Annotated in this window: 21 protein-coding genes and 3 tRNA genes; 7 read left to right on the top strand and 17 right to left on the bottom strand. The window is 67.5% G+C overall.

Annotated features, from left to right (window positions below):
- Positions 1–167 precede the first annotated feature (167 nt).
- The 4 genes from GV790_RS16510 to GV790_RS16495 all read right to left on the bottom strand — a co-directional run bounded on the left by GV790_RS16510 (position 168) and on the right by GV790_RS16495 (position 4,681).
- Positions 168–1,574 (bottom strand): M1 family metallopeptidase, encoded by a 1,407-nt coding sequence (locus GV790_RS16510; RefSeq protein WP_163814242.1) that lies wholly within the window; start codon positions 1,572–1,574, stop codon positions 168–170.
- A 73-nt stretch (positions 1,575–1,647) separates the two neighbouring features.
- Entirely contained in the window at positions 1,648–2,286 is a 639-nt protein-coding gene (locus GV790_RS16505; RefSeq protein WP_163814241.1) for a LysE family translocator, read from the bottom strand.
- Positions 2,287–2,313: 27 nt separating this feature from the next.
- The gene (locus GV790_RS16500) at positions 2,314–2,982 is read right to left on the bottom strand and encodes a DUF3239 domain-containing protein (RefSeq protein ID WP_163814240.1); all 669 of its coding nucleotides are present in this window, start codon (positions 2,980–2,982) and stop codon (positions 2,314–2,316) included.
- Between the two features lie 40 nt (positions 2,983–3,022).
- On the bottom strand, positions 3,023–4,681 hold the full coding sequence (locus GV790_RS16495) for a DNA repair helicase XPB (protein WP_163814239.1): 1,659 nt from the start codon (positions 4,679–4,681) through the stop codon (positions 3,023–3,025).
- Between the two features lie 153 nt (positions 4,682–4,834).
- Here GV790_RS16495 and GV790_RS16490 point away from each other — a divergent pair, with 153 nt between their 5' ends.
- The gene (locus GV790_RS16490) at positions 4,835–5,479 is read left to right on the top strand and encodes a LysE family translocator (protein ID WP_163814238.1); all 645 of its coding nucleotides are present in this window, start codon (positions 4,835–4,837) and stop codon (positions 5,477–5,479) included.
- A 17-nt stretch (positions 5,480–5,496) separates the two neighbouring features.
- On the opposite strand, the gene GV790_RS16485 is transcribed toward GV790_RS16490, so the two are convergent.
- On the bottom strand, positions 5,497–6,675 hold the full coding sequence (locus GV790_RS16485) for a pyridoxal phosphate-dependent aminotransferase (protein WP_163814237.1): 1,179 nt from the start codon (positions 6,673–6,675) through the stop codon (positions 5,497–5,499).
- A 200-nt stretch (positions 6,676–6,875) separates the two neighbouring features.
- Between GV790_RS16485 and GV790_RS16480 the strand changes: the two genes are divergently transcribed.
- Positions 6,876–7,079, top strand: coding sequence for a hypothetical protein (locus GV790_RS16480; protein ID WP_138446200.1), 204 nt, complete (start codon positions 6,876–6,878; stop codon positions 7,077–7,079).
- A gap of 56 nt (positions 7,080–7,135) precedes the next feature.
- Here GV790_RS16480 and GV790_RS16475 read toward each other — a convergent pair whose 3' ends face one another.
- Positions 7,136–8,059, bottom strand: a complete 924-nt coding sequence (locus GV790_RS16475) for a sigma-70 family RNA polymerase sigma factor (protein ID WP_163814236.1) — start codon at positions 8,057–8,059, stop codon at positions 7,136–7,138.
- 98 nt (positions 8,060–8,157) lie between these two features.
- On the opposite strand from GV790_RS16475, the gene GV790_RS16470 reads away from it, so the two are divergent.
- Positions 8,158–8,760, top strand: coding sequence for a GNAT family N-acetyltransferase (locus tag GV790_RS16470; protein ID WP_163814235.1), 603 nt, complete (start codon positions 8,158–8,160; stop codon positions 8,758–8,760).
- 71 nt (positions 8,761–8,831) lie between these two features.
- Positions 8,832–9,368, top strand: coding sequence for a class I SAM-dependent methyltransferase (locus tag GV790_RS16465; protein ID WP_163814234.1), 537 nt, complete (start codon positions 8,832–8,834; stop codon positions 9,366–9,368).
- 30 nt (positions 9,369–9,398) lie between these two features.
- Here the strand turns inward: GV790_RS16465 and GV790_RS16460 are convergent, their stop codons facing one another.
- From GV790_RS16460 to GV790_RS16450, 3 genes are all read right to left on the bottom strand, one after another.
- On the bottom strand, positions 9,399–10,490 hold the full coding sequence (locus GV790_RS16460; RefSeq protein ID WP_163814233.1) for a 3-deoxy-7-phosphoheptulonate synthase: 1,092 nt from the start codon (positions 10,488–10,490) through the stop codon (positions 9,399–9,401).
- A 255-nt stretch (positions 10,491–10,745) separates the two neighbouring features.
- Positions 10,746–11,213, bottom strand: coding sequence for a carboxymuconolactone decarboxylase family protein (locus tag GV790_RS16455; protein ID WP_163814232.1), 468 nt, complete (start codon positions 11,211–11,213; stop codon positions 10,746–10,748).
- 89 nt (positions 11,214–11,302) lie between these two features.
- On the bottom strand, positions 11,303–12,181 hold the full coding sequence (locus GV790_RS16450; RefSeq protein ID WP_163814231.1) for an oxidoreductase: 879 nt from the start codon (positions 12,179–12,181) through the stop codon (positions 11,303–11,305).
- A gap of 170 nt (positions 12,182–12,351) precedes the next feature.
- Here GV790_RS16450 and GV790_RS16445 point away from each other — a divergent pair, with 170 nt between their 5' ends.
- Positions 12,352–13,989: a (2,3-dihydroxybenzoyl)adenylate synthase gene (locus GV790_RS16445; RefSeq protein ID WP_163814230.1), complete on the top strand. Its 1,638-nt coding sequence runs from the start codon at positions 12,352–12,354 to the stop codon at positions 13,987–13,989.
- Positions 13,990–14,146: 157 nt separating this feature from the next.
- Here GV790_RS16445 and GV790_RS16440 read toward each other — a convergent pair whose 3' ends face one another.
- Positions 14,147–15,460, bottom strand: a complete 1,314-nt coding sequence (locus GV790_RS16440) for a salicylate synthase (RefSeq protein ID WP_163814229.1) — start codon at positions 15,458–15,460, stop codon at positions 14,147–14,149.
- 175 nt (positions 15,461–15,635) lie between these two features.
- On the opposite strand from GV790_RS16440, the gene GV790_RS16435 reads away from it, so the two are divergent.
- Complete coding sequence (locus GV790_RS16435; protein ID WP_163814228.1) at positions 15,636–18,089, top strand: glycerol-3-phosphate 1-O-acyltransferase; 2,454 nt, start codon at positions 15,636–15,638, stop codon at positions 18,087–18,089.
- Between the two features lie 17 nt (positions 18,090–18,106).
- The gene (locus tag GV790_RS16430) at positions 18,107–19,564 is read left to right on the top strand and encodes an HAD-IB family hydrolase (protein WP_175585914.1); all 1,458 of its coding nucleotides are present in this window, start codon (positions 18,107–18,109) and stop codon (positions 19,562–19,564) included.
- A gap of 109 nt (positions 19,565–19,673) precedes the next feature.
- On the opposite strand, the gene GV790_RS16425 is transcribed toward GV790_RS16430, so the two are convergent.
- From GV790_RS16425 to GV790_RS16395, 7 genes are all read right to left on the bottom strand, one after another.
- The gene (locus GV790_RS16425) at positions 19,674–20,393 is read right to left on the bottom strand and encodes a polyprenol monophosphomannose synthase (RefSeq protein ID WP_178128013.1); all 720 of its coding nucleotides are present in this window, start codon (positions 20,391–20,393) and stop codon (positions 19,674–19,676) included.
- A 231-nt stretch (positions 20,394–20,624) separates the two neighbouring features.
- Positions 20,625–20,810, bottom strand: a complete 186-nt coding sequence (locus GV790_RS16420; RefSeq protein ID WP_163814226.1) for a hypothetical protein — start codon at positions 20,808–20,810, stop codon at positions 20,625–20,627.
- 108 nt (positions 20,811–20,918) lie between these two features.
- A complete protein-coding gene (locus GV790_RS31765; RefSeq protein WP_218586426.1) occupies positions 20,919–22,229 on the bottom strand; it encodes a trypsin-like serine peptidase in 1,311 nt (436 codons plus the stop codon).
- A 186-nt stretch (positions 22,230–22,415) separates the two neighbouring features.
- Positions 22,416–22,489, bottom strand: a tRNA-Phe gene (locus GV790_RS16410).
- A 58-nt stretch (positions 22,490–22,547) separates the two neighbouring features.
- Positions 22,548–22,621: transfer RNA gene (locus GV790_RS16405), tRNA-Asp, on the bottom strand.
- Positions 22,622–22,651: 30 nt separating this feature from the next.
- Positions 22,652–22,724 (bottom strand) — tRNA-Glu (locus GV790_RS16400).
- A gap of 95 nt (positions 22,725–22,819) precedes the next feature.
- Positions 22,820–23,485 carry a TetR/AcrR family transcriptional regulator gene (locus tag GV790_RS16395; RefSeq protein ID WP_048832707.1) on the bottom strand — a complete coding sequence of 222 codons (666 nt, stop codon included), beginning with the start codon at positions 23,483–23,485 and terminating at the stop codon, positions 22,820–22,822.
- Positions 23,486–24,200 lie beyond the last annotated feature (715 nt).

Here is a 24,200-nt window from a genome sequence, read left to right as displayed (position 1 = left end):
GGACGTACGTCCAATCCGAACACTGAGTCGGTGCCGGACGGCGCGTTGTTACGCCCACAGAGTATGGACTGCCCGACCGATCGCCGCGACCGCTGCGATCACCCCGCCTGAGCTCAATATTCCTGCCCGCCAGTGACTCTGGTCACATGGCGGCGTGTGTGCGCCACTCAGGCCCTGAGGTCGCCGGGGAACAGGTACTCGTCCGGCGGCGGCGCGGCCTGATCGAGCCACGCGGCGAAGAAACCACTCAGATTGGTCGCGGACTTGGACTGGATGAAGTCGCGGAACTGGGGCATCGAGGCGTTGCCGTAAGCCTTGACGGTGGCGAACTCGCGCAGCGCGGCGAAGAAGACGTCATCGCCGATGAGCTTGCGCAGCGCGTGCAGAAACAGCGGGCCCCGGTAGTAGACGGAGGTGAATTCGTTTCCGGCACCGGGGTTTTGCAGCGGGATGTCCCAGAAGTGCGGCATCGTCGAGGCCTGCGCCACGGTGTCGCGGTACATCGCGTCGACGTCGGCGCCTTCCATCCGCTCGGGCCACAGATAGTCGGCGGTGTAGCTGGCGAGGCATTCGTTGAGACAGATATCGGCCCAGCTGTACACCGAGACCGAATCGCCCCACCACTGGTGCGCGATCTCGTGCACCACGGTGTTCAGGTCCGTCCACGGCGCGTAGATCGGGCGGGTCTGGGTCTCCAGCGAGAACGACAGCTCCGCGTCGACGTAGATGCCACCGGATGTATCGAACGGATATGGGCCGTACAGGGATTCGGAGAAATCGAGGATCTCCGGCAGCCGCTGCTCGTGTTCGCGGTTGCCCGCGGCGCCGGGAGCGAAGGCGCTCAGCAGCGGGGTTCCGTCGGCGCGGCGCTGTTCGAGGTAGGTGAACTTGTCGATGGCGATGGTCGTCAGGTAGCCGAGGATCGGCTGGCGCGCCTCCCAGCTCACCGTGCGCGAGCCGGCGCGGACCTCGTCGCGGGTCCGGATTCCGTTGGAGACCACGTCCCATTCGGCGGGCACGGTGGCGTGCAGGGTGAAGGTGGCCTTGTCGCGGGGAGTGTCGTTGAGCGGGTACCAGCTGGTGGCCGAATGCGGTTCACCGACGACGAAGGCGCCGCCGCTGGGGGCGAAGGTCCAGCCCGAGCCCGCTGACTCCGCTGCCTGCCCCGCGTAATCGACCGTCACCGTGAACGGCAATCCGGGCAGCAGCGGCAGCCAAGGACGCACGGTCAGTTCGTGTTCGCCGTTGCGGTCGAAACCGGCGGGGATGTTGTTCACCGTCACCCGCTGCACCGGCGGCCCGGCGAAATCCAGGTTGAACGAGGTGAGGGCCTGGGTGGCGGTGGCGTCGATGCGCGTGGAGCCGGTGAGCTGCCTGGCGACGGGTTCATAGCCGATGCCGACCTCGTAATGGCGCACGTCGTAGCCGCCGTTGCCGTCCAGCGGGTAGTAGGGATCGCCGAGTCCTGGTGCGCCGGCCAGCGGATCGCCGGCGGACTGCGCGCCCGCTGGGCTCGCGAGCCCGAGCAGCAGCGCCACCGCCACCGCGACGGCCGATACGCCGGACAACCTCATACGAACCCACACCCCTCGTTCGACACCGCACCACCCGGCACCGGTGCACCGGCCCCGTTGGATGGTAGTCGCCTCAGCCGGAGGTTCCGCTCAACGCCACCGACGCGCCGAGCCCGACGATCATCGCGCCGCCCGCACCGCCGATCGCCTCCAACCGCCGCGGCGAGCGCGCGAACCAGTTGCGCGCGGCGGCCGCCGTCAGCGCCCACGCACTGTCACTGACCAAGGCGATCGCCAAGAACACGGTGCCGAGCACGAGGAACTGCACCGGCAGTGGCCCGGACGCCGGATCGGCGAAATGCGGGAGCACCGCCGCGAAGAAGACGATCGCCTTCGGATTGGTGATCCCGACGACGAAACTCTGCCGGAACACCCGCGAGTCGCCGAACCGGCCGACCTCACCGCCGATCGCGGCGCGCAGACTCTTGCGTTCGCGGATGGCCTGGATCCCGAGATGGATCAGATAGAGCGCCCCGAAGACCTTCACCAGCGTCAACGCCATCGCCGAGGCGGTCAGCAGGGTGCCGAGGCCCACCGCTACCAGCACCAGGGCCACCTGAACCCCGGCGCAGTGCCCGAGCACCGAGATCAGTGCCGGGCGGCGGCCGAGCGCCAGCGCACGTCCGATGGTGAACAACACCCCGGGGCCGGGAATGACGACGATCACGGTGGCGGCGATGGCGAATGCCAGCAGGTTGGCGGCCGGAACCATGCGCTCAGTTTAGGGCCGGCGACCGGCTCAGGAGCCGAGATCGCCCGGCAGCTGCTGCGGATCCAGCAGCAACCGTTTGGCCGAGCTGCGGCGAACCTTGTCGGCCAGGGCGAGATTGTCCGACAGCAGCCGCCACTCCACCTCGCTGATGGCGGCGCGGGCCCGTTCGATGACGTTGCCGTCGCGGGTCCCCCAGGCGATGGGCATGGCGTTGACCGCCTGACGCAGTTCACCGACCGCCCGGGCGGCGTGATCGCCGCGCACGGCGACCGAGGGCACCCGCTCCCCCGCCTTGGCCTCATGTCCGGGCAGCGCCCGCACCTTGCGCACCACCAGCGCGTACCGGGTCTCGCTGGAGTCGGGGCGGGCGACGTTCACCAACGCGAGCAGCACCATCCCACTCGGGTAGGTGTGCGAGACGACGGCCGGTACCAGCTCACCCTCGGCATACAGCTTGTCGATGCGGGAGCGGCGCGGCGCCCACAGCACCACCCACAGTGCGGTGACCGCGCCCAGCGCCGAGGCCACCGCAAGTAGATAGGACCAGGGATGGTTCAACCACACCAGATAGCCGGTGACGGCCGCCGCGACCGCGGCGGCGATCACCGCACTGATGCGCAACCGGCGCAGATCCGCGACAACTTCGTTGACCGCATGGGCATGGCTGCGGTCCACCACGAATTCGAAGCGTCGCACGTCTCATTCCTAGCACAGTTTGTGGAGGTGGTGCCTCCGCTTATCCGACGGCCGGCCCGAGCAAGTCGTCAGCATCGGTGATGCGATAGGCATACCCCTGTTCGGCCAGGAAACGCTGACGATGCGCCGCGTACTCCGCGTCGAGCGTGTCGCGCGCGACCACCGAATAGAAATGCGCCTGACCCCCGTCCTGCTTGGGACGCAGCAGCCGACCGAGTCGCTGCGCCTCCTCCTGCCTGGACCCGAAGGTACCCGAAACCTGCACCGCGACCGAGGCTTCGGGCAGGTCGATGGAGAAGTTGGCGACCTTGCTCACCACCAGCACCGGGATCTCGCCGCGCCGGAAGGCGTCGAAAAGCGCTTCGCGCTCTTTGTTTCTCGTCGATCCCTGGATGATCGGCGCGTCCAGCGCCGCGCCCAGTTCTTCCAGCTGTTCGAGATAGGCGCCGATCACCAGCGTCGGCGCGTCCTTGTGCCTGGCCAGGATGGATTCGACGACGGCGATCTTGGTGTGCGCGGTGGAGCAGAGTTTGTAGCGTTCCTCGGGTTCGGCGGTGGCGTAGGCCATGCGCTCGGCATCGGTGAGCGTCACGCGCACCTCGATGCAATCGGCTGGTGCGATCCAGCCCTGCGCCTCGATGTCCTTCCACGGCGCGTCATAGCGTTTCGGGCCGATCAGCGAGAACACATCGCCCTCGCGGCCGTCCTCGCGCACCAGGGTGGCGGTGAGCCCCAGCCGACGACGCGATTGCAGGTCGGCCGTCATCCGGAACACCGGGGCGGGCAGCAGATGGACCTCGTCGTAGATGACCAGGCCCCAATCGCGGCTGTCGAACAGTTCCAGATGCTTGTACTCGCCCTTGGTACGCCGGGTGATCACCTGGTAGGTGGCGATGGTGACCGGCCGGATCTCCTTGCGTTCACCGGAGTACTCGCCGATCTCGTCCTCGGTGAGCGAGGTGCGCGCCAGCAGCTCGCGCCGCCACTGCCGCCCGGCCACGGTATTGGTGACCAGGATCAGCGTGGTGGCCTTCGCGCGCGCCATGGCCGCGGCACCGACCATGGTCTTGCCCGCACCACACGGCAGCACCACCACACCCGAGCCACCGGCCCAGAACGAATCGGCCGCCATCTCCTGGTAGTCGCGCAGATGCCAGGCACCGCCGGTGTAATCGAGATCGATCGGATGCGCCTCGCCGTCGACGTATCCGGCCAGATCCTCGGCGGGCCAGCCGATCTTGAGCAACATCTGCTTGATGTGGCCGCGTTCGGACGGATGCACGATCACCGTGTCGTCGTCGATGCGTTCACCGAGCATCGGTGCGATCTTCTTGTGCCGCAGCACCTCCTCCAGCACCGCGCGATCCAGGCTCACCAGGGTGAGCCCGTGCGCTGGATGCTTCACCAGCTGCAACCGGCCGTACCTGGCCATGGTGTCGACGATGTCGACCAGCAGCGGCTGCGGCACCGCGTAGCGGGAGAAATTGACCAGCGCGTCGACCACCTGCTCGGCGTCGTGCCCGGCGGCGCGAGCATTCCACAGGGCCAGCGGGGTGACCCGGTAGGTGTGCACATGCTCGGGCGCGCGCTCCAACTCGGCAAAGGGCGCGATGGCCTGACGCGCCGCGTCGGCCAGTTCGTGATCGACCTCGAGCAGCAGCGTCTTGTCACTCTGAACGATTAGTGGACCTTCGGCCACCGGTGCCTCCTGTGATCTGCTCCCACCCATTGTTCCCGAACCCACCGACACACCCCCGCGACGACGGTACTCCCTGCTCATCGACGGTGAGCGGACCACCGGCGGCCAACTGGACCGAGACGAACGGGCGCCACGCACGCGAAGATCGACCACATGATCGAGATCGCTGCGATGACGGGTGTGGCGGCGGCCGCGCTCGGCATGGTGCTCACCCCCGGACCCAACATGATGTATCTGGTCTCGCGGACCGTGTCGCAGGGCAGGCGCGCCGGGCTGGTGTCGCTGACCGGCGTCGCGGCCGGGTTCGGGGTGTACCTGCTGGCCGCGGTCGCGGGCATCACGGCGGTGTTCGCGGTGGTCCCCGGCTTGTACCTGGCGTTGAAGCTGGCCGGCGCCGCCTACCTGCTGTGGCTGGCCTGGCAGGCGCTGCGCCCCGGCGGTGTGTCGGTATTCACGCCGGCCGCGCTGCCCGCCGATCCGGTCCGGCGGCTGTTCACCATGGGCCTGGTCACCAATCTGCTGAATCCGAAGATCGCGATCATGTACATGGCGCTGATCCCGCAGTTCGTGCATCCCGGCCCGACGCCGGTCTGGGTGCAGAGCCTGTGCCTCGGCGCGATCCAGATCAGCGTCGCGTTGACGGTCAACGCGCTGATCGTGCTCGGCGCCGGGCAGGTCGCCGCGTTCTTCACCGCACGGCCGGTCTGGGTGCGGATGCAGCGCTACGTCATGGGGAGCGCGCTGGCCGGGATCGCGGCCGTCGTGGCCACCGATCGGGCGCGGCCGGTCGCGGCCTGATCCGGACGCGTTCGGCGTCAGCCGATGGGCGCGCCGACGCGTAACCGACGCACGCCTTCATCCAGGGTCTCGTCGCGCTTGCAGAAAGTGAAGCGCACCAGATGCTTCCACTGCTCGGGATGGTCGGTGAACACGCTGACCGGAACCGCGACCACGCCGAGCCGGGTGGGCAGCTCGCGGCAGAATGCGAGGCCGTCGGTGGCGCCGAAGGGGCGGATATCGCCGCAGACGAAATAGCCACCGGCACTGGAGTAGACGTGGAAGCCGGTGTCGGCCAAGGCCGAGGACAGCCGTAACCGCCGGTCCGACAGCGAACTGCGCAGTGCGGCGACCCACTCGAGTTCCTCGGTGAGCGCGTGCGCGACGGCGGGCTGGAACGGGCCGCCCGCCACGAACGTCATGAACTGCTTGGCGGCGAGCACTCCGTCGATCAATTCCGGTGCGGCACAGACCCAGCCCGTCTTCCACCCGGTGACGCTGAACGTCTTGGCCGCACTCGACACCACGAGTGTGCGCTGCCGCATCCCCGGCAGAGTGGCCAGGCTGATGTGCTCGGCGTCGTCGAAGACCAGGTGTTCATAGACTTCGTCGGCCAGCACCAGCAGATCGTGCTCGCAGGCGAGCTCCGCGATGGCGGTGAGGTCGTGTCGATCGAGCACGGCGCCGGTGGGGTTGTGCGGCGAGTTCACCATGATCATCCGGGTTTTCGAGGTGATCGCGGCACGCAGACTGTCCAGGTCCAGCACGAATCGGTCGCCGTCGGCGACGAGCCTGGCGGTGCGCCGCTGCGCGCCCGCGAGCGCAACGGCAGCGGCATAGGAGTCGTAGTAGGGCTCGATCAGCACCACTTCCTGGCCTGGCTCCACCAGGCCGAGCACCGCCGCACTGATCGCCTCGGTCGCGCCGACGGTGACCAGGACCTCGGATTCCGGGTCGTATTCGGTGCCGTAGCGGCGTGCCCGGTCGGCCGCGACGGCCCTGCGCAGCACCGGCATGCCCCGGCCCGGCGGGTATTGGTTGAGACCGTCGGCGATGGCCTGCCTTGCCACCTCGAGCATGCCCGCGGGGCCGTCGGAATCGGGGAAGCCCTGGCCGAGGTTGATCGCGTCGTGCCGGACCGCGAGTTCGGTCATCTCGGCGAAGATCGTGGCGCCGAAGGGCCGCAGGCGGGCGACGGTCGCTGGTTGCTGGCGCATATCGCCGAGCCTAGAGCGCGGCGAAATCCCGCCAGAATTAGCCCGCGAATCGCTAGCGTTGCCACCAGATAGCGAACGGCTATGTTTCACATTTATTTTTCGACTTCTACCTGCATGGTTGTGCGTTGTCCCATAGGCAGCTAGCCTCGCCGTGTTCTATTTCACAGCCCGCCACGGCGGGTATCTCGAAAGGGGCGTCTATGGCCTCATACCTCGACCTGATAGCGAATCCGGCCGCGTCGGAGGTCGCCGGATTCCTATTGGGTCAGCTTCGCGACGTAGCCCATGACCTGATCGCGGGCTTCGGCTCCTCGACCCCCGACTGGGGTCTTGGATCGTCGACCGGCGATCACAGCACCGGTTCCTCGACCGGCGACTGGTTCACCGGCTCGGCTACGCCGTAGCGCAGAACCCGTCGGGCCGGGATGCGCGGCCCGGTCCGGCGGGGGCGCTCGCCCGCTCAGCCGACGCGGATGCCCCCGAGTTTGTCCGGATTGGCGATATCGTAAGTGCCCCAAACCAATCCATCGCGCACCGTGAATCCGACCACCCGCCGCGGTGTCCCCGGATAGCGGCCCTCCCCCGCCTGCTCCGGCACCAGCGCTCCCAGCTGGCCGTTGACCGCGACGATTTCCATGCTGCGCAGCAGCTCTTCCCCCACCTCGGCCATGCCGTACTTGTGCAGCAGCCCGACGAAGAACCTGGCGATCTTGTCCGCTCCGTGCAGCACATTGACCGCCGTCGACGTGGTGCCGTTGGCGTCGCCGATCATCACCGCGTCCGGATGCAGCGCTGCCGTCACCGCCTGCACATCACCCGTCATCAGCGCCTCGAGCAGGCGCTGCACCGCGGCGGCATGATCGTCGTCGGCGACCGGCTCCGGAGCCCGCGACACCGACTTGCGAGCGCGCACGGCCAGCTGACGGGCCGCGTCCGGGGTGATCTCCAGAATGTCGGCGATCTCGTCGAAGGGCACCGAAAGCCCGTCGTGCAGTACGAACGCCACCCGCTGGGCCGGAGTCAGCGAATCCAGCACCACCATGGCGGCGAACCGGAATTCCTGCCTGCGCACCACCGCTTCCAGCGGATCGGGCGTGCTCGACGCGCCGACCGCGGTGACCACCGGCTCCGGCAGCCACTGCCCCACATAGCTTTCCCGCCGGGCGGCCGCGCTGCGCAAGCGGTCCAGGCAGATTCGGCTCACCACCGTCGTCAGCCAGGCCCGCAGGTCCTCGATCTCGGACTGCCTGGCACCGGCCAGCCGCAGCCAGCTCTCCTGCACCGCGTCCTCGGCATCGGCCACACTGCCGGTCAATCGGTAGCCGACCGACAGCAGATGCGACCGATGCGATTCGAACAGGTCTGCGAGCAATGCGGCTACCACCAGTCGGAGTCTACGGACCGTGGATCATCCACCCGCGCCGCCCTCACCTCCCGGAAAACCCGATGAACCGACCGGCGGGTCCGTGCCACCATGAGGCGATGGAGGAGCGGACACTCACCGATGGCACCGTCTGGTTGTCGCGACCGCGCCGGACCGATATCGACACCATCGTGACCCTGTGCCAGGAGCCGTCAGTGGGCGAATGGGTCACGATTCCGCTGCCGTACGGGCGTTCCGACGCGGAAACCTTCCTCGATGAGATGGCCGACCCCGGTTGGGCGGCCCGCAGTCCGACCTGGGCGATTCGCGAAGCGGAGGGCAAGCCGGTCATCGGGATGATCGCGCTCGGCGAACGGGACGAGTCGGCCGCCGAGATCGGATTCTGGCTGGGATCGGAGTTCCGGGGTAAGGGCCTGATGTCGCGCGCGGTGCGGTTGGTCTGCGCATTCGGCTTCGATCCCGAGGGGCTGGGCCTGATCAGGATCAGCTGGCGCGCCTTCGTCGGCAACTATGCCTCGGCTGCGGTGGTGCGTCGCAACGGGTTCCACTACGAGGGCACCGACCGGTTGGGCGGCCTGCAGCGTGGCATCCGACGTGACAGCTGGCTGGGTGCGCGGCTGGTCACCGACCCGCCCGGCCCGGCTTTCGACTGGCCTGCGCACATCGCGGATGCGGATCATTCGGAGACACGTAATCGGTAACGGCCCATGTTTGTGGCGCATCGAGCGAAATTCGTGGCGGCCGACTCGGTCTGCCGCGTAGTTTCACCGGTATGGCCCACGAGGCGCGATTCCGGTGGTTCCGCGAGATCATCGATCCCGCCCCGGGCGATCGCCTGCTCGAGATCGGTCCCGGGTCCAGCGATTCGCTCGCGGTGCTGGCCGAACAGCTGGACACCGGCTTCATCGTCGGCATCGACCGCTCCGCCACCGCCGTCGCGCGGGCGGCGAAACGGCATGCGGCGCTGATCGAATCCGGGCGGGTCCGGGTGCGTCAACTCGCACTCGAGGAGCTGACCGCCGCGCACGCAGCCGAGTTGGCGCCGGGCGGGTTCGACAAGATCCTCGCGGTCAATGTGAATGTGTTCTGGACCCGCGATCCCGCCACGGAACTGGCGGTGCTGCGCGAATCCCTGGCGCCCGGCGGTGCGCTGCACCTGTTCTACGGCTACGGCCAGCCCGGCGAACACACCTCGACGGCGCCTGCGGACCCTCCGCGCAATCTGATCGACCATCTGACCGGGGCGGGCTTCGACGTCGGCACGGTCACCTCGGGTGAGCTGCTCGGCGTCATCGCCACGCCCCAGTAGATCGTCTCGATCACCGCGGACCTCGGCAGTTCAGCGCTCGCGGCGGCGGGCGACGGCCTCGGCCAGCCGGTCCAGCTGGGCGGCGGTGGTGTTCCAGTCGATGCAGGCGTCGGTGATGGACTGGCCGTAGGTGAGTTCCTCGGCGTGGCCGAGGGTCAGGTCCTGGCGACCGGCCTCGATGAAGCTCTCCAGCATCACACCGACTACGCCGGGCTCACCGGCCGAAAGCCGGTCGGCGATATCGGTGACCACGTCGACCTGCTTGTTGTGGTCCTTGTTGCTGTTGCCGTGGCTGGCGTCGACGACGATGCGCTTGGGCAGCGACGCCTTCTCCAATCGCAGGCAGGCCTCGGCGACCGAGGCGGCGTCGTAGTTCGGGCCGGTGCTGCCGCCGCGCAGGATGACGTGGCAGTCCGGGTTGCCGGTGGTGCGGATCAGCGCCGCACGTCCGTCGAGGTCGGTACCGGGGAAGACGTGGCTGGCCGCGGCCGCGCGCACGCCGTCGACGGCGACCTGCACGTCACCGTCGGTGCCGTTCTTGATGCCGACCGGCATGGACAGCGCGCTGCTCAGCTGACGATGCACCTGGCTGGCCGCGGTGCGGGCGCCGATCGCGCCGTAGGAGACCAGATCCGCGATGTACTGCGGGGTGATCGGATCGAGGAACTCACACGCCACCGGCAGGCCGAGCGCGGTGATGTCGGTGAGCAGTTTGCGGCCGATGCCGAGCCCGGTGTTGACGTCGAAGCTGCCGTCCAGGTGCGGATCGTTGATCAGACCCTTCCAGCCGAGGGTGGTGCGCGGCTTCTCGAAGTACACCCGCATCACCACGTGCAGCCGGTCGTCCAGTTCGGCGGCCTTGGCGGCCAGGCGGCGCGCGTAGTCGAGCGCGGCGGCCGGATCGTGCACCGAGCACGGTCCGACGATCACCATCAGGCGGTCGTCGTCGCCGTTGAGCACGTCGACGGTGGCCTTGCGGCCGGCGCGGACGGTGTCGGCGAGTTCGTCGGTGATGGCGTGCACAAGGCGAACCTCAGCTGGGGACCGTAACGGGCTCACGCTGAGGGTGCGCTGATCGTCGAGATCGGAATGGCGGGAATCGACGTCTACTGCGGTGGTCATCGTGGGGTTGGTTCCTTTTCTCCAGGCCGACCCACGGTGGTGAACCCCGTCGAGCCGGTCATCATCCGGCTCGGGGTGGGAATCTGGTCAGCGCGCGCGGTTGCCGCAGACCGGCCCACCCAGGGCCGGCTTGCTAAACCAGAAATACACGCGCTGCACGGAAGGCACGCTACCACGGGATGAATGGCCGGTGCCCGCCCGGGCGGTGTGCGGTAGCGCGTTGTGAGCAGCCACACACCGCCCCGGGACCGCACATCAGAAACTGCCGGGAACGTAACTGCCGGCCGGGGTGTGGGCGATGGCGTTCATCCGGTTCCAGGCGTTGATCGCCGCGATGGCCGCGATCAGGCCGCCGATCTGGTTGTCGTCGTAGTACTTACGCACGAGCTCCCAGGTCTGATCGCTGATGGCGCCGCCGTCGGCGAGGCGGGTGGCCTCTTCGGCGAGGGTGAGTGCGGCACGCTCCTCCTCGGTGAACACGGTGGCCTCGCGCCAGGCGGCGACCAGGTTGATGCGCGTGGGGTCTTCACCGGCGTGCGCGGCGTCCTTGGTGTGCATGTCGACGCAGAAGCTGCATCCGTTGATCTGGCTGGCGCGGATCTTGACCAGTTCGTAGGTGGCCGGCGCCAGACCGGAGTCGTCGATGACCTTGCTCGCGGTGACCAGTCGCTTGGCGAAGCTGGCGGCGATCGGGTTGGCCTGGAGGTTCATACGCGGTTCCATTGTCGGTGCCCTTTCGGTGAATTCGTTGGCTTCACCGAGACGACGACGCGGCACCGGGCAGGTGTGACATGGGCCGATCGTGAACTGGGTCACACCGAGAAGTCGTAGCTGACCCCGGTCAGTTCTTCGGACAGTTTCCACAGGCCACGGGCGGTTTCCTGATCCCTGGATCGGGCGTTCGACCCCGCTCGGCCCGGATGTCCGCGCATGCCACGGAATCCGGTCGGGCCGTAATAGCCACCCGGTTCGACATCGGCGGTGGCCGCGTACAGCTCGGGCAGCGCACCCATCTCGGCGCTCTGCGCGAACAGCCGATTGCCCAGCGACATCACGAGGTCCTGAATCGACTCGGTGTGCGACTGGAGTTCGGTGGCCGCGTATCCGGGATGGGCGGCCACCGAGCGTTTCGACCAGCCGGCCGCGGTCAGCCTGCGTTGCAGTTCGTAGGCGAACAGCAGGTTGGCCAACTTGGCCTGCCCGTAGGCCGGCCAGCGGCGGTATTTGCGGCGCTGCCAGTTGAGATCGTCGAGGTCGATGACGCCGAGCCGGTGCATATCGCTCGACACCGTGACGACCCGATCGGAGATGCGTCCGAGCAGCAGACCGGTGAGCGCGAAATGGCCGAGATGATTTGTGCCGATCTGCATCTCGAAGCCGTCGGCGGTGCGGGCGTACGGTACGGCCATTACGCCCGCGTTGTTGATGAGGACGTCGACCCGGTCGACGGACGCCGCGAACTCCCGCACGGAGGACAGGTCGGCGAGATCGAGCCTGCGCACCTCGGCGAGCGGACCGATCTCCTCGGCGACCACGCGACCCTTGTCGATATTGCGACAGGCGAGCACCACCCGGGCACCCGCACCGGCCAGGGCCCGTGCGGCGACGGCGCCGAGTCCGCTGTTGGCGCCGGTGACGATGACGGTCCGGCCCTGCTGATCGGGGATGTCGGAGACGCTCCAGCCAGTCATGCGGCGAGTCTACTGGCGGTCGGCCGTGGGCGGCGGTCGAGAAGCGGCCGACTTCGCGGTCCGGCGCCGACACCCCACCCGCCTGAGATAGGGTTGCCTTACCTACATAACTGAACCAGTTTCGCGCACGCACTTATCCCCGAACCGCCCATCCCGCTTGTGAGGCAGACGTGAGTTCCACTTCCACCGCATCCGGCACCCACCGCGACGGCTACGTGCCGTTTTCCGAGGCCGACGCCGACCAGTACCGCGCCGCGGGATACTGGTCCGGACGCACCCTGGCCGGTCTGCTGCGCGACACCGCCCAGCGGCATCCGGCCCGGACCGCGCTGATCGGCGAGCGCTCGCTCACCTACGCCGAGCTCGACGCCGAAGCCGATCGGATGGCGCACGGCCTGCTCGCGCTCGGCCTCACACCGGGCGACCGGGTGGTGGTCCAGCTGCCCAATGTCGCCGAATTCCTGACGGTGCTGTTCGGTGTGCTGCGCGCGGGCATCATCCCGGTGCTCACGCTGCCGGCGCATCGTCGCGCCGAGATCGAGCACCTGGCCAGCCTGTCCGGCGCGGTCGCGTACGTGATCGCCGATCAGGCAGGCGATTTCGACTATCGCGAACTGGCCGCGACGGTCCGCGCGAACGTTCCTGGTCTGCGGCACGTGCTCGTGCTCGGCGATCCCGGCGAGTTCACCGCCGTGGATTCGATTCCGGCGCTGGGCGATACCCGTGCGGCCGATGGCGCGAGCCTGCCCGAGATCGACGCCTCCGACATCGCGCTGATGCTCGTTTCGGGTGGCACCACCGGGTTGCCGAAGCTGATCGCCCGCACCCACGACGATTACGTGTACAACGCGACAGCGAGCGCACAGGTCTGCGAACTCACCGAAGACGACGTCTACCTGGCGACCCTGCCCGCCGCGCACAACTTCCCGCTGGCCTGCCCCGGCATCCTCGGCACCGTCAGTGTGGGCGGCGCGGTGGGGTTCGTCGCCGACCCGAGCCCGGAGAACGCCTTCGCGATCATCCAGCAGCACCGCGTGACGGTGACCGCGGTGGTCCCGCCGCTGGCCCAGCTGTGGTGTGCGGCAGTGGAATGGGAAGAGCCCGATCTGAGTTCGCTGCGGCTGCTCCAGGTGGGCGGGGCGAAGCTGGCCGAGGTCAATGCCCGCGATGTCGCGCCTGCGCTCGGCGTGAAGTTGCAGCAGGTGTTCGGCATGGCCGAGGGCCTGCTGAACTACACCCGCCTCGACGATTCCGACGAGCTGATCTGCACCACCCAGGGCCGCCCGCTCTCCCCCGCCGATATCGTGCGCGTGGTCGACGCCGAAGGCAACGAGGTGGCGCCGGGCGAGGAGGGTGAGCTGCTCACCAAGGGCCCGTACACGATTCGCGGCTACTACCGCGCCCCCGAGCACAATGCCCGCGCCTTCACCCCCGACGGCTTCTACCGCAGCGGTGACCTGGTGCGCAAGCTGCCCAGCGGACATCTGGTGGTCTCGGGCCGGATCAAGGACGTGATCAACCGCGGCGGCGAGAACATCTCCTGCGATGAACTCGAGGAGCACCTGCTCGCCCATCCGGCCGTCCGGCATGCCGCCGCCGTCGGCCTGCCCGATCCGAGCCTGGGCGAGAAGGTGTGCGCGGTACTGGTGGTGAATGGGCAGATGCCGACGCTGGTGGAGATCAAGACCTTCCTCACCGAGCGCGGCCTTGCCACCTACAAGCTGCCCGATGTACTGCGTCAGGCCGAGACCCTGCCCGTAACTGCGGTCGGCAAGATCGACAAGAAGGCGCTGCAAGCCGAGGGCTGATCCCCGCGGCGCCGGGACCGCTCGCCGGTACGCCGCAGCGGTGCCGCAGGGCACCGCCGCGGCTGTCCGGCAGGCCATCGCTCCGCCACCGGCGAACGACCGAGGGCCGTGCGGCAATCACCGCACGGCCCTCGTCGTGTCGTTATTCGGCTTCGATCTACGCCTTGACGACGTAGGGCGCGATGCTGCCGAGCTTCTCGCAGGTCTCCTCGAACTCACGCTCGGGCCGCGACTGGCCGACGACACCAGCACCGGCGCGCAGCCACGCGCCCTCGGTGGTCTGATACACCGCGCGCAGCACCAGCGTGGCCTCCAGCGCACCGGTGGGCGACACCGTCACCACCGCACCGGAATACAGTCCGCGCGGATCGTGATCGAGCCGGAACACCGAATCGACCCCGGCCCGCTTGGGGATGCCGGAGGCGGTCACCGACGGGAACAGCACCTCCAGCGCGTCCCAGCTGGACCGGTCCGCGGCCAGCCGTCCGCGCACGGTGGAGGCCAGATGCTGCACACTGCCGCGCTCACGCACCGCCATGAAATCCGAGACGGCGGGAGTACCCGGATCCGCGACCGCGGCGATCTCGGCGAAGGAGGTCTGCACGGAGATCGCGTGCTCGACGATCTCCTTGGGATCGGCGAGCAGGTCGGCGCGGGCGGCCAGGTCGATCTGATCGCCGAGGCCGAAGGCCCTGGTGCCGGCGAGCGGTTCGGTGGTGACGACCCGGTCCTCGTCGACGGAGGCGACCAATTCCGGGCTGAAACCGGCAGCCTCCAGACCGCCCAATCGCAGCAGGAACGACCGCGCCGGAGTGTTGTTGGCCCGGCCGAGCCGGTAGGTGGCCGGAACGTCGACAGCGAAGGGCAGATCGACCTTCCGCGACAGGATGACCTTCTGGTACTGCCCGGCGTTGATCTCGGCAATGGCCTCGGCGACCCGGCCCTGATAGCCGGTGGGGTCGACCCGGATGTCGACCGGATGCGGCACCGGCAGGTCAAGGCCCTGCGAGCCGGCGATCAGCTCGTGGATGACGTCGGTCTCGGCGTCGGTGGCACCGCTGATTCGCACACCGGCCTCACCGACGACGACCTCGATCCGCGGAATCATCAGATGTACCAGCGAGGTTCGCGGCCGCAGATGCGCGGTGGCGCCCAGCGACCAGGCACAGAATTCGAAGCCGATCCAGCCGTAGGCGTTGCGGCCTTCCAGCGGCAGCGTGCCGAGCGCTCGGTCGACGACGGCGGCCGGGCTGCCCTCCCACGCGCTGGCGGTGGTCTCGCCGTTCCAGCTGACCCGCAGTTCCTCCACGTCCAGCTCGACGCCACCGATCGGGTCCGCGGCGAACACCCATTCCCCCGGGCGTTCGTACATGACGAACTCGCCGAACCGTTCATCGGCCGCCAGCCGGGACATCGCTGCCGCCGGATCGGTCACATACTCAACGCGCGAGCGCTCGTCCGTCGTCGACAACGATCCTCCAAGGTTATGCTGACCTAACTTTGATAGGTAAGGTTAGCATTACCTGTACCGGACGATACTGTGCCCGCAACCACAGCGGGGAAGAGACTCTCGGTCCGGAGTTCCTGCGCGGATCCCGCTGGCGGGCTTGAATAGAGGGATCGTCGTTTCAGCGGAGGGACCACACATGATCGATCGCGGCGGCGCACCGGCCCGCAGCTCGGATGAGCCGGCCATCGGCTCGGTGGTCGCCCTGGTCGAGGCGAGCTCCCGGGTGGAACGCGAACTGGTCGGCGCCTGGCTGGCCGACGGCGGCCTCACCGCCGAACTGGGCACCGACGCACCCGTCACTCAGATCGACCTCGACGCCGATGCCATCGCCGACCGATTGACCGGCCGCACCGACAATCCGCTGGTGGTTCCGGTCCGAGTGCTCTGGCTGCCGCCCGAACGCGAGGGCGTTCGCCGCACCACCTTCGCCGATCTGGCCACGCTCACCAATCCGCGCAAACCGCATCGGCTGGCCCAGCGCAGGCTGGTGCGCCGCGAGCCGGACCGCCATGTCGTGCTCACCGGCCGTCCGGCCCGGCTCAGCGAGCTGCGCGCCAATAATCCCGAGGCGGCGGCGCTGGATATCGCGGGCACCTCGGAGCCGTTCGCGCGCGCGATCCTGCGCGCGGGTGTGCTCGCATTGGAACGCGCCGAACGCACCGTCATCGGCGATCGGTACAAGGTTCCGCGGCTGGTGGCCGAGGAGATCCTCGATTCGCCGGACTTCCTGCGCAGGCTCGATCTCATCGCCGACCGGATCGGCGCGAGCAGACACGAGGTGTATCGCAGGGCCGAGAAGTCGCTGCATGAGCTGGTCGCCGCGCAGAGCAGGCTGGTCTCGGATCTGTTCACCCAGGCCATGCGGCCGGTGCACGCCTCGACCTGGAAGGTGGACTGCGACGAATCCGGCCTCGACGCCCTGCGTGATCTCAACCGCCGCTACCCGCTGGTGTTCCTGCCCTCGCACCGCTCCTACGTCGACGCCTTCGTCCTCGGTGATGTGCTCGCCCGCAATGATTTCCCGCCCAACCACGTCATCGGCGGGGCCAACCTGCGCTTCTGGCCGATGGGGCCGATCGCCCGGCGTACCGGCACGATCTTCATCCGGCGCAGCTTCGGCGACGATGAGGTCTACAAGGCCGTCGTCGAGGAGTACTTCGGCTACCTGCTGGCCAAACGGTTCAACCTGGAATGGTATTTCGAGGGCGGACGTACCCGCACCGGCAAACTGCGCCCACCGCGCTACGGCCTGCTGAATTATCTGGCCGCCGCCGTGCGCTGGAACCGCATCGACGACGTGATGCTGGTGCCGGTGTCGATCACCTACGAACGCCTCAACGAGCTCGGCGCCATCGCCAGCGAACAATCGGGCGGCAAGAAGAAACCCGAGGGCTTGGCGTGGCTGGCCAGATATGTGCGCAGCCAGCAACATTCGGCCGGCCACGTCTACGTGCGGTTCGGCGCGCCGCTATCGGCGCGGGAGCGGCTGGCCGCGCACGGCGACCCGCTCACCGCGCCGCCGCTGTCGATTCCGCTGCACCGTGCCGACGGCACCGCGCCGCCTATCATCGACGCCGGCGACGAGGTGGGCGAGCTGGAACGTAAAGCGGTGCAGCGGCTGGCGTTCGAGATAGCCGTCGGCATCAACGAGGTCACCCCGATCACCGTCAACGCGCTGGCCACCCTCGCCCTGCTCGGCGTGCACGAACGCGCGCTCACCCTGCGCGAAGTGTGCGATCTGCTGGCGCCGGTGCTCGATTACATCGAGCGCCGCGATCTGCCGCGCGGTGAGGTGGCGGCGCTGCGCGATGAGCAGAGCCTCGAGGTGGTGCTGGAGCAGTTGTCGCTGGCCAAGGTGGTCACGGTGTATCGCGGCGGGCTGGAGCCGGTCTACTCCATCGAATCCGGGGCCTATCTGGAGGCCGCGTTCTACCGCAACAGCGCCGTGCACTGGTTCGTCAACCGGGCGATCGTGGAACTGTCGATCCTGGCGGCGGTCGACAAGGCCACCCAGGAACTCGACGACGGCGCCGACACCGACCCACTGCGCACCGGCTGGGAAGAGGCCTTCCGACTACGTGACCTGCTCAAATTCGAGTTCTTCTTCCCCGAACGCAACGAGTTCTCCGAGCAGCTGACCGCCGAGATGCTACTGATCGACCCGGACTGGAACCACCGCACCAGAGACACCCTGAGCGTGGAGATCCTGGCCCAGCTCACCGCCTCCGGCTTCATGATGGCCCACCGGGTGCTGCGCTCGTTCTTCGACGCCCAGCTGGTGGTGGCCGAGCGGCTGGCCGATCGCGGCGATGCGGCGATCGAGGACCGCAAACAGTTCATCGACGAATGCGTCGCGGTGGGTAAGCAGATGCTGTTGCAGCAGCGGCTGCACAGCCCCGAATCGGTCTCGACCGAATTGTTCACCAGTGCACTCAAATTGGCCGCCAACTACGATCTGGTCGAACCCGACGATGCCACCGGGTTGGCCGACCGTCGTGCCGAATTCGCCGAACGGCTGCGCGTCATCGGAATCCGGATCGCGCGCGCCGCGGCGCTCGATCCGTCCAATCTCCCGGTCTCGGAGCGATAGTGGGCAGCGAGGAGCGGATGAGCGCGCTGGAACTGGATGCCGCGCATTCCGATATCGAGTCGGTGCTGGCCGCGATCCGGGTCGGGCCGCAGGGGCCGGGTGTCGCGGCGGTGTTCGAGCTGGGTGGCGTCGTGCTCGACGGATTCGAGTCCGCGCCGTCGCATCGCCCGTTGCCTCGGCGCAGCGGCGATCGCGACCAGCAGCTGGCCCGGGTGCTGCTCGACGGTATCCGCGCTCACCCGGACGACGGTTCGCACGGCCGGTTTCTCGGCGCAGCTGCCCAGGCGCTGGCCGGCTCGACCGAATCCGATCTCGACGAGATCGGTGCCAGGCTGTTCAGACGCACGCTCTACGGGCGCATCCATCCGGAGGCGTGGCGGCTGATCCGGGCTCACCGAGCGGCCGGGCATACCGTCGTCCTGGTCTCCTCCGGCACCCGGTTCACCCTCGAACCGGTCGCGGCCGCCCTCGGCATCGAGCACACCCTCTGCACCCGGATGGCCACCAAGGACGGCGTGCTGACCGGATATCCCGAAGGCCGGGCCCTCTGGCGCTCGGGGAAGGCCGAGGCGATCCGAGAGTTCGCCGCCGCGTCCGGTATCGAACTGCGCACCAGCTTCGCCTATGCCGCCGACGGCACCGACCTGCCGACCTTGTCGTCGGTGGGATTTCCGATCGCGGTGAATCCCGATCCGGCACTGTCTGTCACCTGCGCCGAAAAGGACTGGCCCGCGCTCTCCTTTCGCCCGCGCCGTCCGGCGCGCCGCGTGGACATCGCCCGCACGGTCGCGGGCTTCGCCGCCCTCATCGCCGGTGCGATCACCGGAGTCCTGGTGAAGTCCTACACCCGCGACCGCAGGTCGATGGCCGACGCCCTGATGAAGTTCGGCACCGGCGCCACCCTGCGCGCCACCGGAGTCCGGTTGCGGGTCACCGGCGAGCACAATGCCCGTTCGCCGCGGCCTGCGGTGTTCGTCTTCAATCATCAGAGCCAGTACGACGTGATCGTCGTCCCGGCCGTGCTCGGCGGCGGGGTCACCGGCATCGGGAAAAAGGAGCTGACCAAGAATCCGGTGTTCGGGCCGCTGATGCGGTTCGTCGGCGTCACCTTCATCGACCGTACCGATACCGCTCGCGCCAAGGCGTCGCTCGAACCGGTGGTGCACACCTTGCGCGATGGGCTGTCCATCGCGGTGGCGCCGGAGGGCACCCGCTCCTTCACGCCCGAAGTGGGCCCGTTCAAGAAGGGCGCGTTCCATATCGCGATCCAGGCGGGGGTGCCGGTGATTCCGGTGGTGATCCGCAATGCGGGCGAGGTGTCGTGGCGCGATTCGATGGTGGTGCGTCCGGGTGTGGTGGATGTGGCGGTGCTGGATCCGATCGACGTCAGCGGGTGGGATCCGGCGAATATGCATGACGACGTGGAGCGGGTGCGTCAGCTGTTCATCGATACGTTGCTCGACTGGCCGGAGTAGGCCCCAGGCGCTCATCGCGGCCACTGCCCGCGCCATCCAGGCTCGGTCATACCCGACTACGGCCCGCATCCTGGTGGGATGCGGGCCGTTCGCCGAATTGTGGCGCGGGTCAGACCGCGCGGCCGAAGAGCAGCTTCCACGGCATGAGCGCCGATTCCAGCTGCACCTTGAGGCTCATCTTGGAGGCGCCGAGGGTGCGTTCCTCGAAGCGGATGGGCACCTCGGCGATGGTGATGCCCTTCTTGACGGTGCGGTAGTTCATCTCGACCTGGAACGAGTAGCCGTTGCTGCGGATCGAGCCGACGTCGATGGCGCGCAGGGTGTCGGCCTTCCAGGCCTTGAAGCCCGCGGTGGCGTCCTTGACGCCCAAGCGCAGGATCAGGTTGACGTAGAAGTTCGCCCAAGCCGAGAGGGCCTTGCGGTACCACTTCCATTCCTCGGCGGTGGAGCCGCCGGGCACGTAGCGCGAGCCGAGCACGACTCCGGCGTCGGTGCTGGTGAGCTTGTCCAGCATGGCCGGGATGACTTCGGCGGGGTGGGAGAGATCGGCGTCCATCTGGATCACCACGTCGGCGCCTTCGTCGAGGGCGCGGGTGATGCCCGCGATGTAGGCGCGGCCGAGGCCGTCCTTCTCGGTGCGGTGCAGTACGCCTACGACGTTGGGGAGTTCGGCGGCGAGCTTGTCGGCGACTTCGCCGGTGCCGTCCGGCGAGTTGTCGTCCACGACGAGCACGTGCAGGTCGGCCACCGGTAGCGCGGTCAGCCGTTCCACCGCAACGGGCAGATTTTCGCGCTCGTTGTAGGTCGGCACAACAACGGTAACCCTCAAGGGTCGCCCTCCCTGCTCACCTGGTCGCGCCCGGGAACCCGTACGCAGGCCGCGAGCGATCGTCTGATTTCTCGTGAACGGTAGCTGATCCGCCTCCCCGCGAATTCAGCGCACCAGGCCCACACTCTGCCATCTCACCGCGCCCGACGCACATCCGGTGATCTTGCGAACACCACCGTTCACCCGAATGCGTTTGCCGCCCAGCCCCCGCCCGCCTGTTCTGGACCTCGCTCAGTTACCTCCGTCACGCCACTGCTGGTCCCGCGCGTCCTCGGCGGCATTGCGTTCCCGCACGATCTCCAACGCCCGCTCCGCCGTCGCCTGATCCGGAAACGGCCCGAGCCGATCCGCAAACCAGCACCGTTTCCCCTGCTCGGCCCGCTTGTGCTTGAGGCAGTAATACCAGGAATCAGCCATACCCCCAGCATTCCACCGAGCCTGCCGGCCGACATCGGAAATGAGCCGACCATCCGCGCCGATTCGCGCCCGATCACTCCCGGGAGTGATCGGGCGAACACTTCCGGACTACGGAAAGCTTGCGATCGCCTCGCGCACCAACCGAGTGAGATCGCTGCCACCCGAGCACCAGTTCTCCTCGCCCGACAACACGATCTCGCCGACAGCCGCGGCGACGGCGACGACGTAGGGCCCGTCCGTCCAGAACCCGAACATGGGACTACCGGACTGCCTCGGCCTGAAATCTGCGGCGGTCGTCATCGCCCGGCCACTGCCGTAGTCCCACTCATCCTCGTCCATCTTCTTGTCCCGCTGGAAGTAGGGAAACGTGGCGGCTGCCCCGGTCGGGATGTCGCCGGCGTATCCGATATTCCACCAGACGTTTTCGTCGTCCCATGAGCTGTCGTAGGTCCGCACGCCCAAAGAGCCGAACCGATCCCCGAGCCGCTGGTCGGTCACCAAGACCGCGTAATCCTCGTCGATCGTGGAATAGGTGGGATCGCTGGTGAGCTTGGTGAAGGCCATCCGCCGGAACGTTCGTGCGGTGGCCTGGATCGCCGAACCCGCGCGGTGCACTTGAATCACCTCGGCCGGGCCACCCCAGTCGACGACGTGGCTCGCGGTGAGAACATGCCGAGGCCCGACGATGACTCCCGATCCGGCCGCCACCCGGCCCTGGATGTGGCATACGCAGACCCACGGGTACCTGAGGTCGCTGTAGATGTTGCGGTCGTCCGGCGGATAGATGATCAAGGGCTTGAACGGCACACCACGGAGTTCCAGCCGTGGCGGCCGCGGTCGTGGCGGGGCCTTCGGACGCAGCGTCGACCCCACCCAGTCCGGTCGTTGCGGTTGTATCGGATCATCGGCACCCATGCCCTTGTCGATGAACACCGCCTTGGCGTCTCCCGGATCCGCAAGGTCCGACCAGAGCGCGGAAAGATTTTCCGGCACGTCGGCTTCTTCAGCAGCCTCGAAAGTCTCCAGTTGATCGCGTAGTTCGGCCCAAGTCAGCGGCCGGTCCGACTCTGACGTTGTGCCTTCGCTGTCGTACGACATCACGTCACCTTCCTGCGTTTTTCTGATCCCGACCTGGAAGAGGATCTGCGGGTAGACGGCGGCGAACTGCCTTCGCCCGCTGGCATCACTCGCATCGCCACCGATGACCGGGTTTCGAGGCCGGACTCGTCGCGGCCTGCTCGAGCGGGCATTCCAGATGCCGGCCAGGGACATCTGGGCGTTGCTGTCGTTGAAGAACCCGCGGCGCGCACGGCGACGCGATGACCAGGGCACCAGCCCGCCCCAACGGACACAGCGGCGTAATCTAGCCACCTTCAGGTTCGGAATGACGATGGTGTCGCCGTCCACGGTTTCGAGCACCGCTTGAACTGGGCCCTCACGCCCGGACCGAAATCGTCGAGCTGCGCAAATAGCGCGCTACAGAAAAATTGTTCGAGCGAGACCCGATTTTGTCAAGATACCTGAGCGCCAAAAGCGTTACTGGGCCTGCGCATGACCACGAGCCGAAAAATCCCCTAGCCGAGTCCTCAGCCAGGGGGGATGGAGTGGCCAGGGCCGGGATCGAACCGGCGACCTTCCGCTTTTCAGGCGGACGCTCGTACCAACTGAGCTACCTGGCCGCAGGCACCCGAACGGAATGCCATACGTGAAACGCCGGATTTCTCCGGCGTTTACTTGCGACCCTGACGGGACTCGAACCCGCGACCTCCGCCGTGACAGGGCGGCGCGCTAACCAACTGCGCCACAGGGCCTTGCTCTACTGCTCCACAGTCCGAAGACTGTACCCCCTACGGGATTCGAACCCGCGCTACCGCCTTGAAAGGGCGGCGTCCTAGGCCGCTAGACGAAGGGGGCTCGTCCCGGATTTCTCCGGACCGGCTTTACAACGGCTGTCCGTTGGGAGCTCGCATAGCTTATGACAAGGTTGCGAGGTTTCCCAAACCGGCTGGTCAGAGGGCTAAACCGAGCTCTTCCAGGCGAGCGCCCGCGCGCCAGCCCTCACGCCGGAATCGCTCCACCCATTCCGGGGTGGACATGGATTCGATCACCACTTCGAGCGCCTCCTGGAAGCGGGAGCGCAGATCGACCCCGTTGCCGAACAGGTCGATGAAGTAGCGCTGGCCGGCCAGCGCGGCCGCGAGGGTGCGGGCGAAGCGGTCGGGGTCGGCGTCGGCACGCAGCTGCCCTTGTTCGATCGCGCGCACGGCGAGCGCGCGGGTGGCGCGCGCGATGATGCGGCCGCCGCCGTTGGGGACCTCGCGATAGAAGTCGGGCTCGATGATGAGTCGGAATTCGGCCTGCACGATGATGTCGTGCTCGAGCCGAAGCGCGATCTCGTCGAGCATGCCGTGCATGACGTCGAGCGGGCCGAGATCGGTGCGGGCGAGCCAGCGATCGGCCGAGAACCGATATCGATCGAGTGCGGTGTCGAGGACCGCCCTGGCCAGATCTTCCTTGGAATCGAAATGGAAGTACATGGCGCCCTTGGTGGCTCGCGATCCTTCCAGTATGCGGTTGAGCGATGCGGCGGCGTAGCCGCTCTTGCCGAACTCAACGGCGGCGGACCTGATTATCGCCGCACGTGTCCGGCGGGCCCGCTCTTGCTGCCGTGCCATCTTCGAAACGCCTCCGAAGCCTTGTGGAGCCCAAGGGGTTCCACCCCGGCGGGCTCCTTCGCCGCCAAAGCGAGCCCGAATGGAAACAGGCTATTGGCGCGAATTTATGAGTTTTATCAACACTTACAACAGGGTTTTCGCCCCGGATACAGACTTTTGGTACGAAAACTAGGCGAGAAACCCGAAACACACCGACTGGTATAATTTTCCTGCCCGGGTGCGCCGCAGGGGGTGCGCATCCGGGCTTTTTCGTCGTCGCGCTTTCCGTCGTCCCCGATTTGCCTCCTGGCGGCGTCAACTCATGGGAAGCCCCGAATTCACCGATTCGCCACGGTACCCGGAATTGTCACCCGACACGCGGCAAACCGTAAGAGTGAGGTTGCCGGCGAGGCCGACTCCGGCCGCAGCTAACATCACGCAACAACTAGGATGGACCGGCGGATACCGAATCGGCAAGCGACACAGCGTCGTTGGAGTATTCGGCTACCGTGTTCCGCACCCGGAATCCATTACACCCGCCACCGCCGCAGACATCGACCGCCCAGCGTGCGCGGGTATCCAAACTCCTTGGTATGCAACATGTTTGAATGATATATCGCCGCTCCGAGCACAGCCAAGGCCACCCTTGCCCCGCCCCGGCGTTAGCCGACCAGGTGATCTTGTGCGGTATCACTCAGATGGAGCGTGCGGTGGCGAGGTCCGCGAACTCCGGCCC

The sequence above is a fragment of the Nocardia cyriacigeorgica genome (genome assembly GCF_010858045.1).
Classification (GTDB): Bacteria; Actinomycetota; Actinomycetes; order Mycobacteriales; family Mycobacteriaceae; genus Nocardia; species Nocardia cyriacigeorgica_E.
The sequence above is the reverse complement of the archived record's forward strand: the minus strand, read 5'-3'. Positions and strand labels throughout refer to the sequence as shown.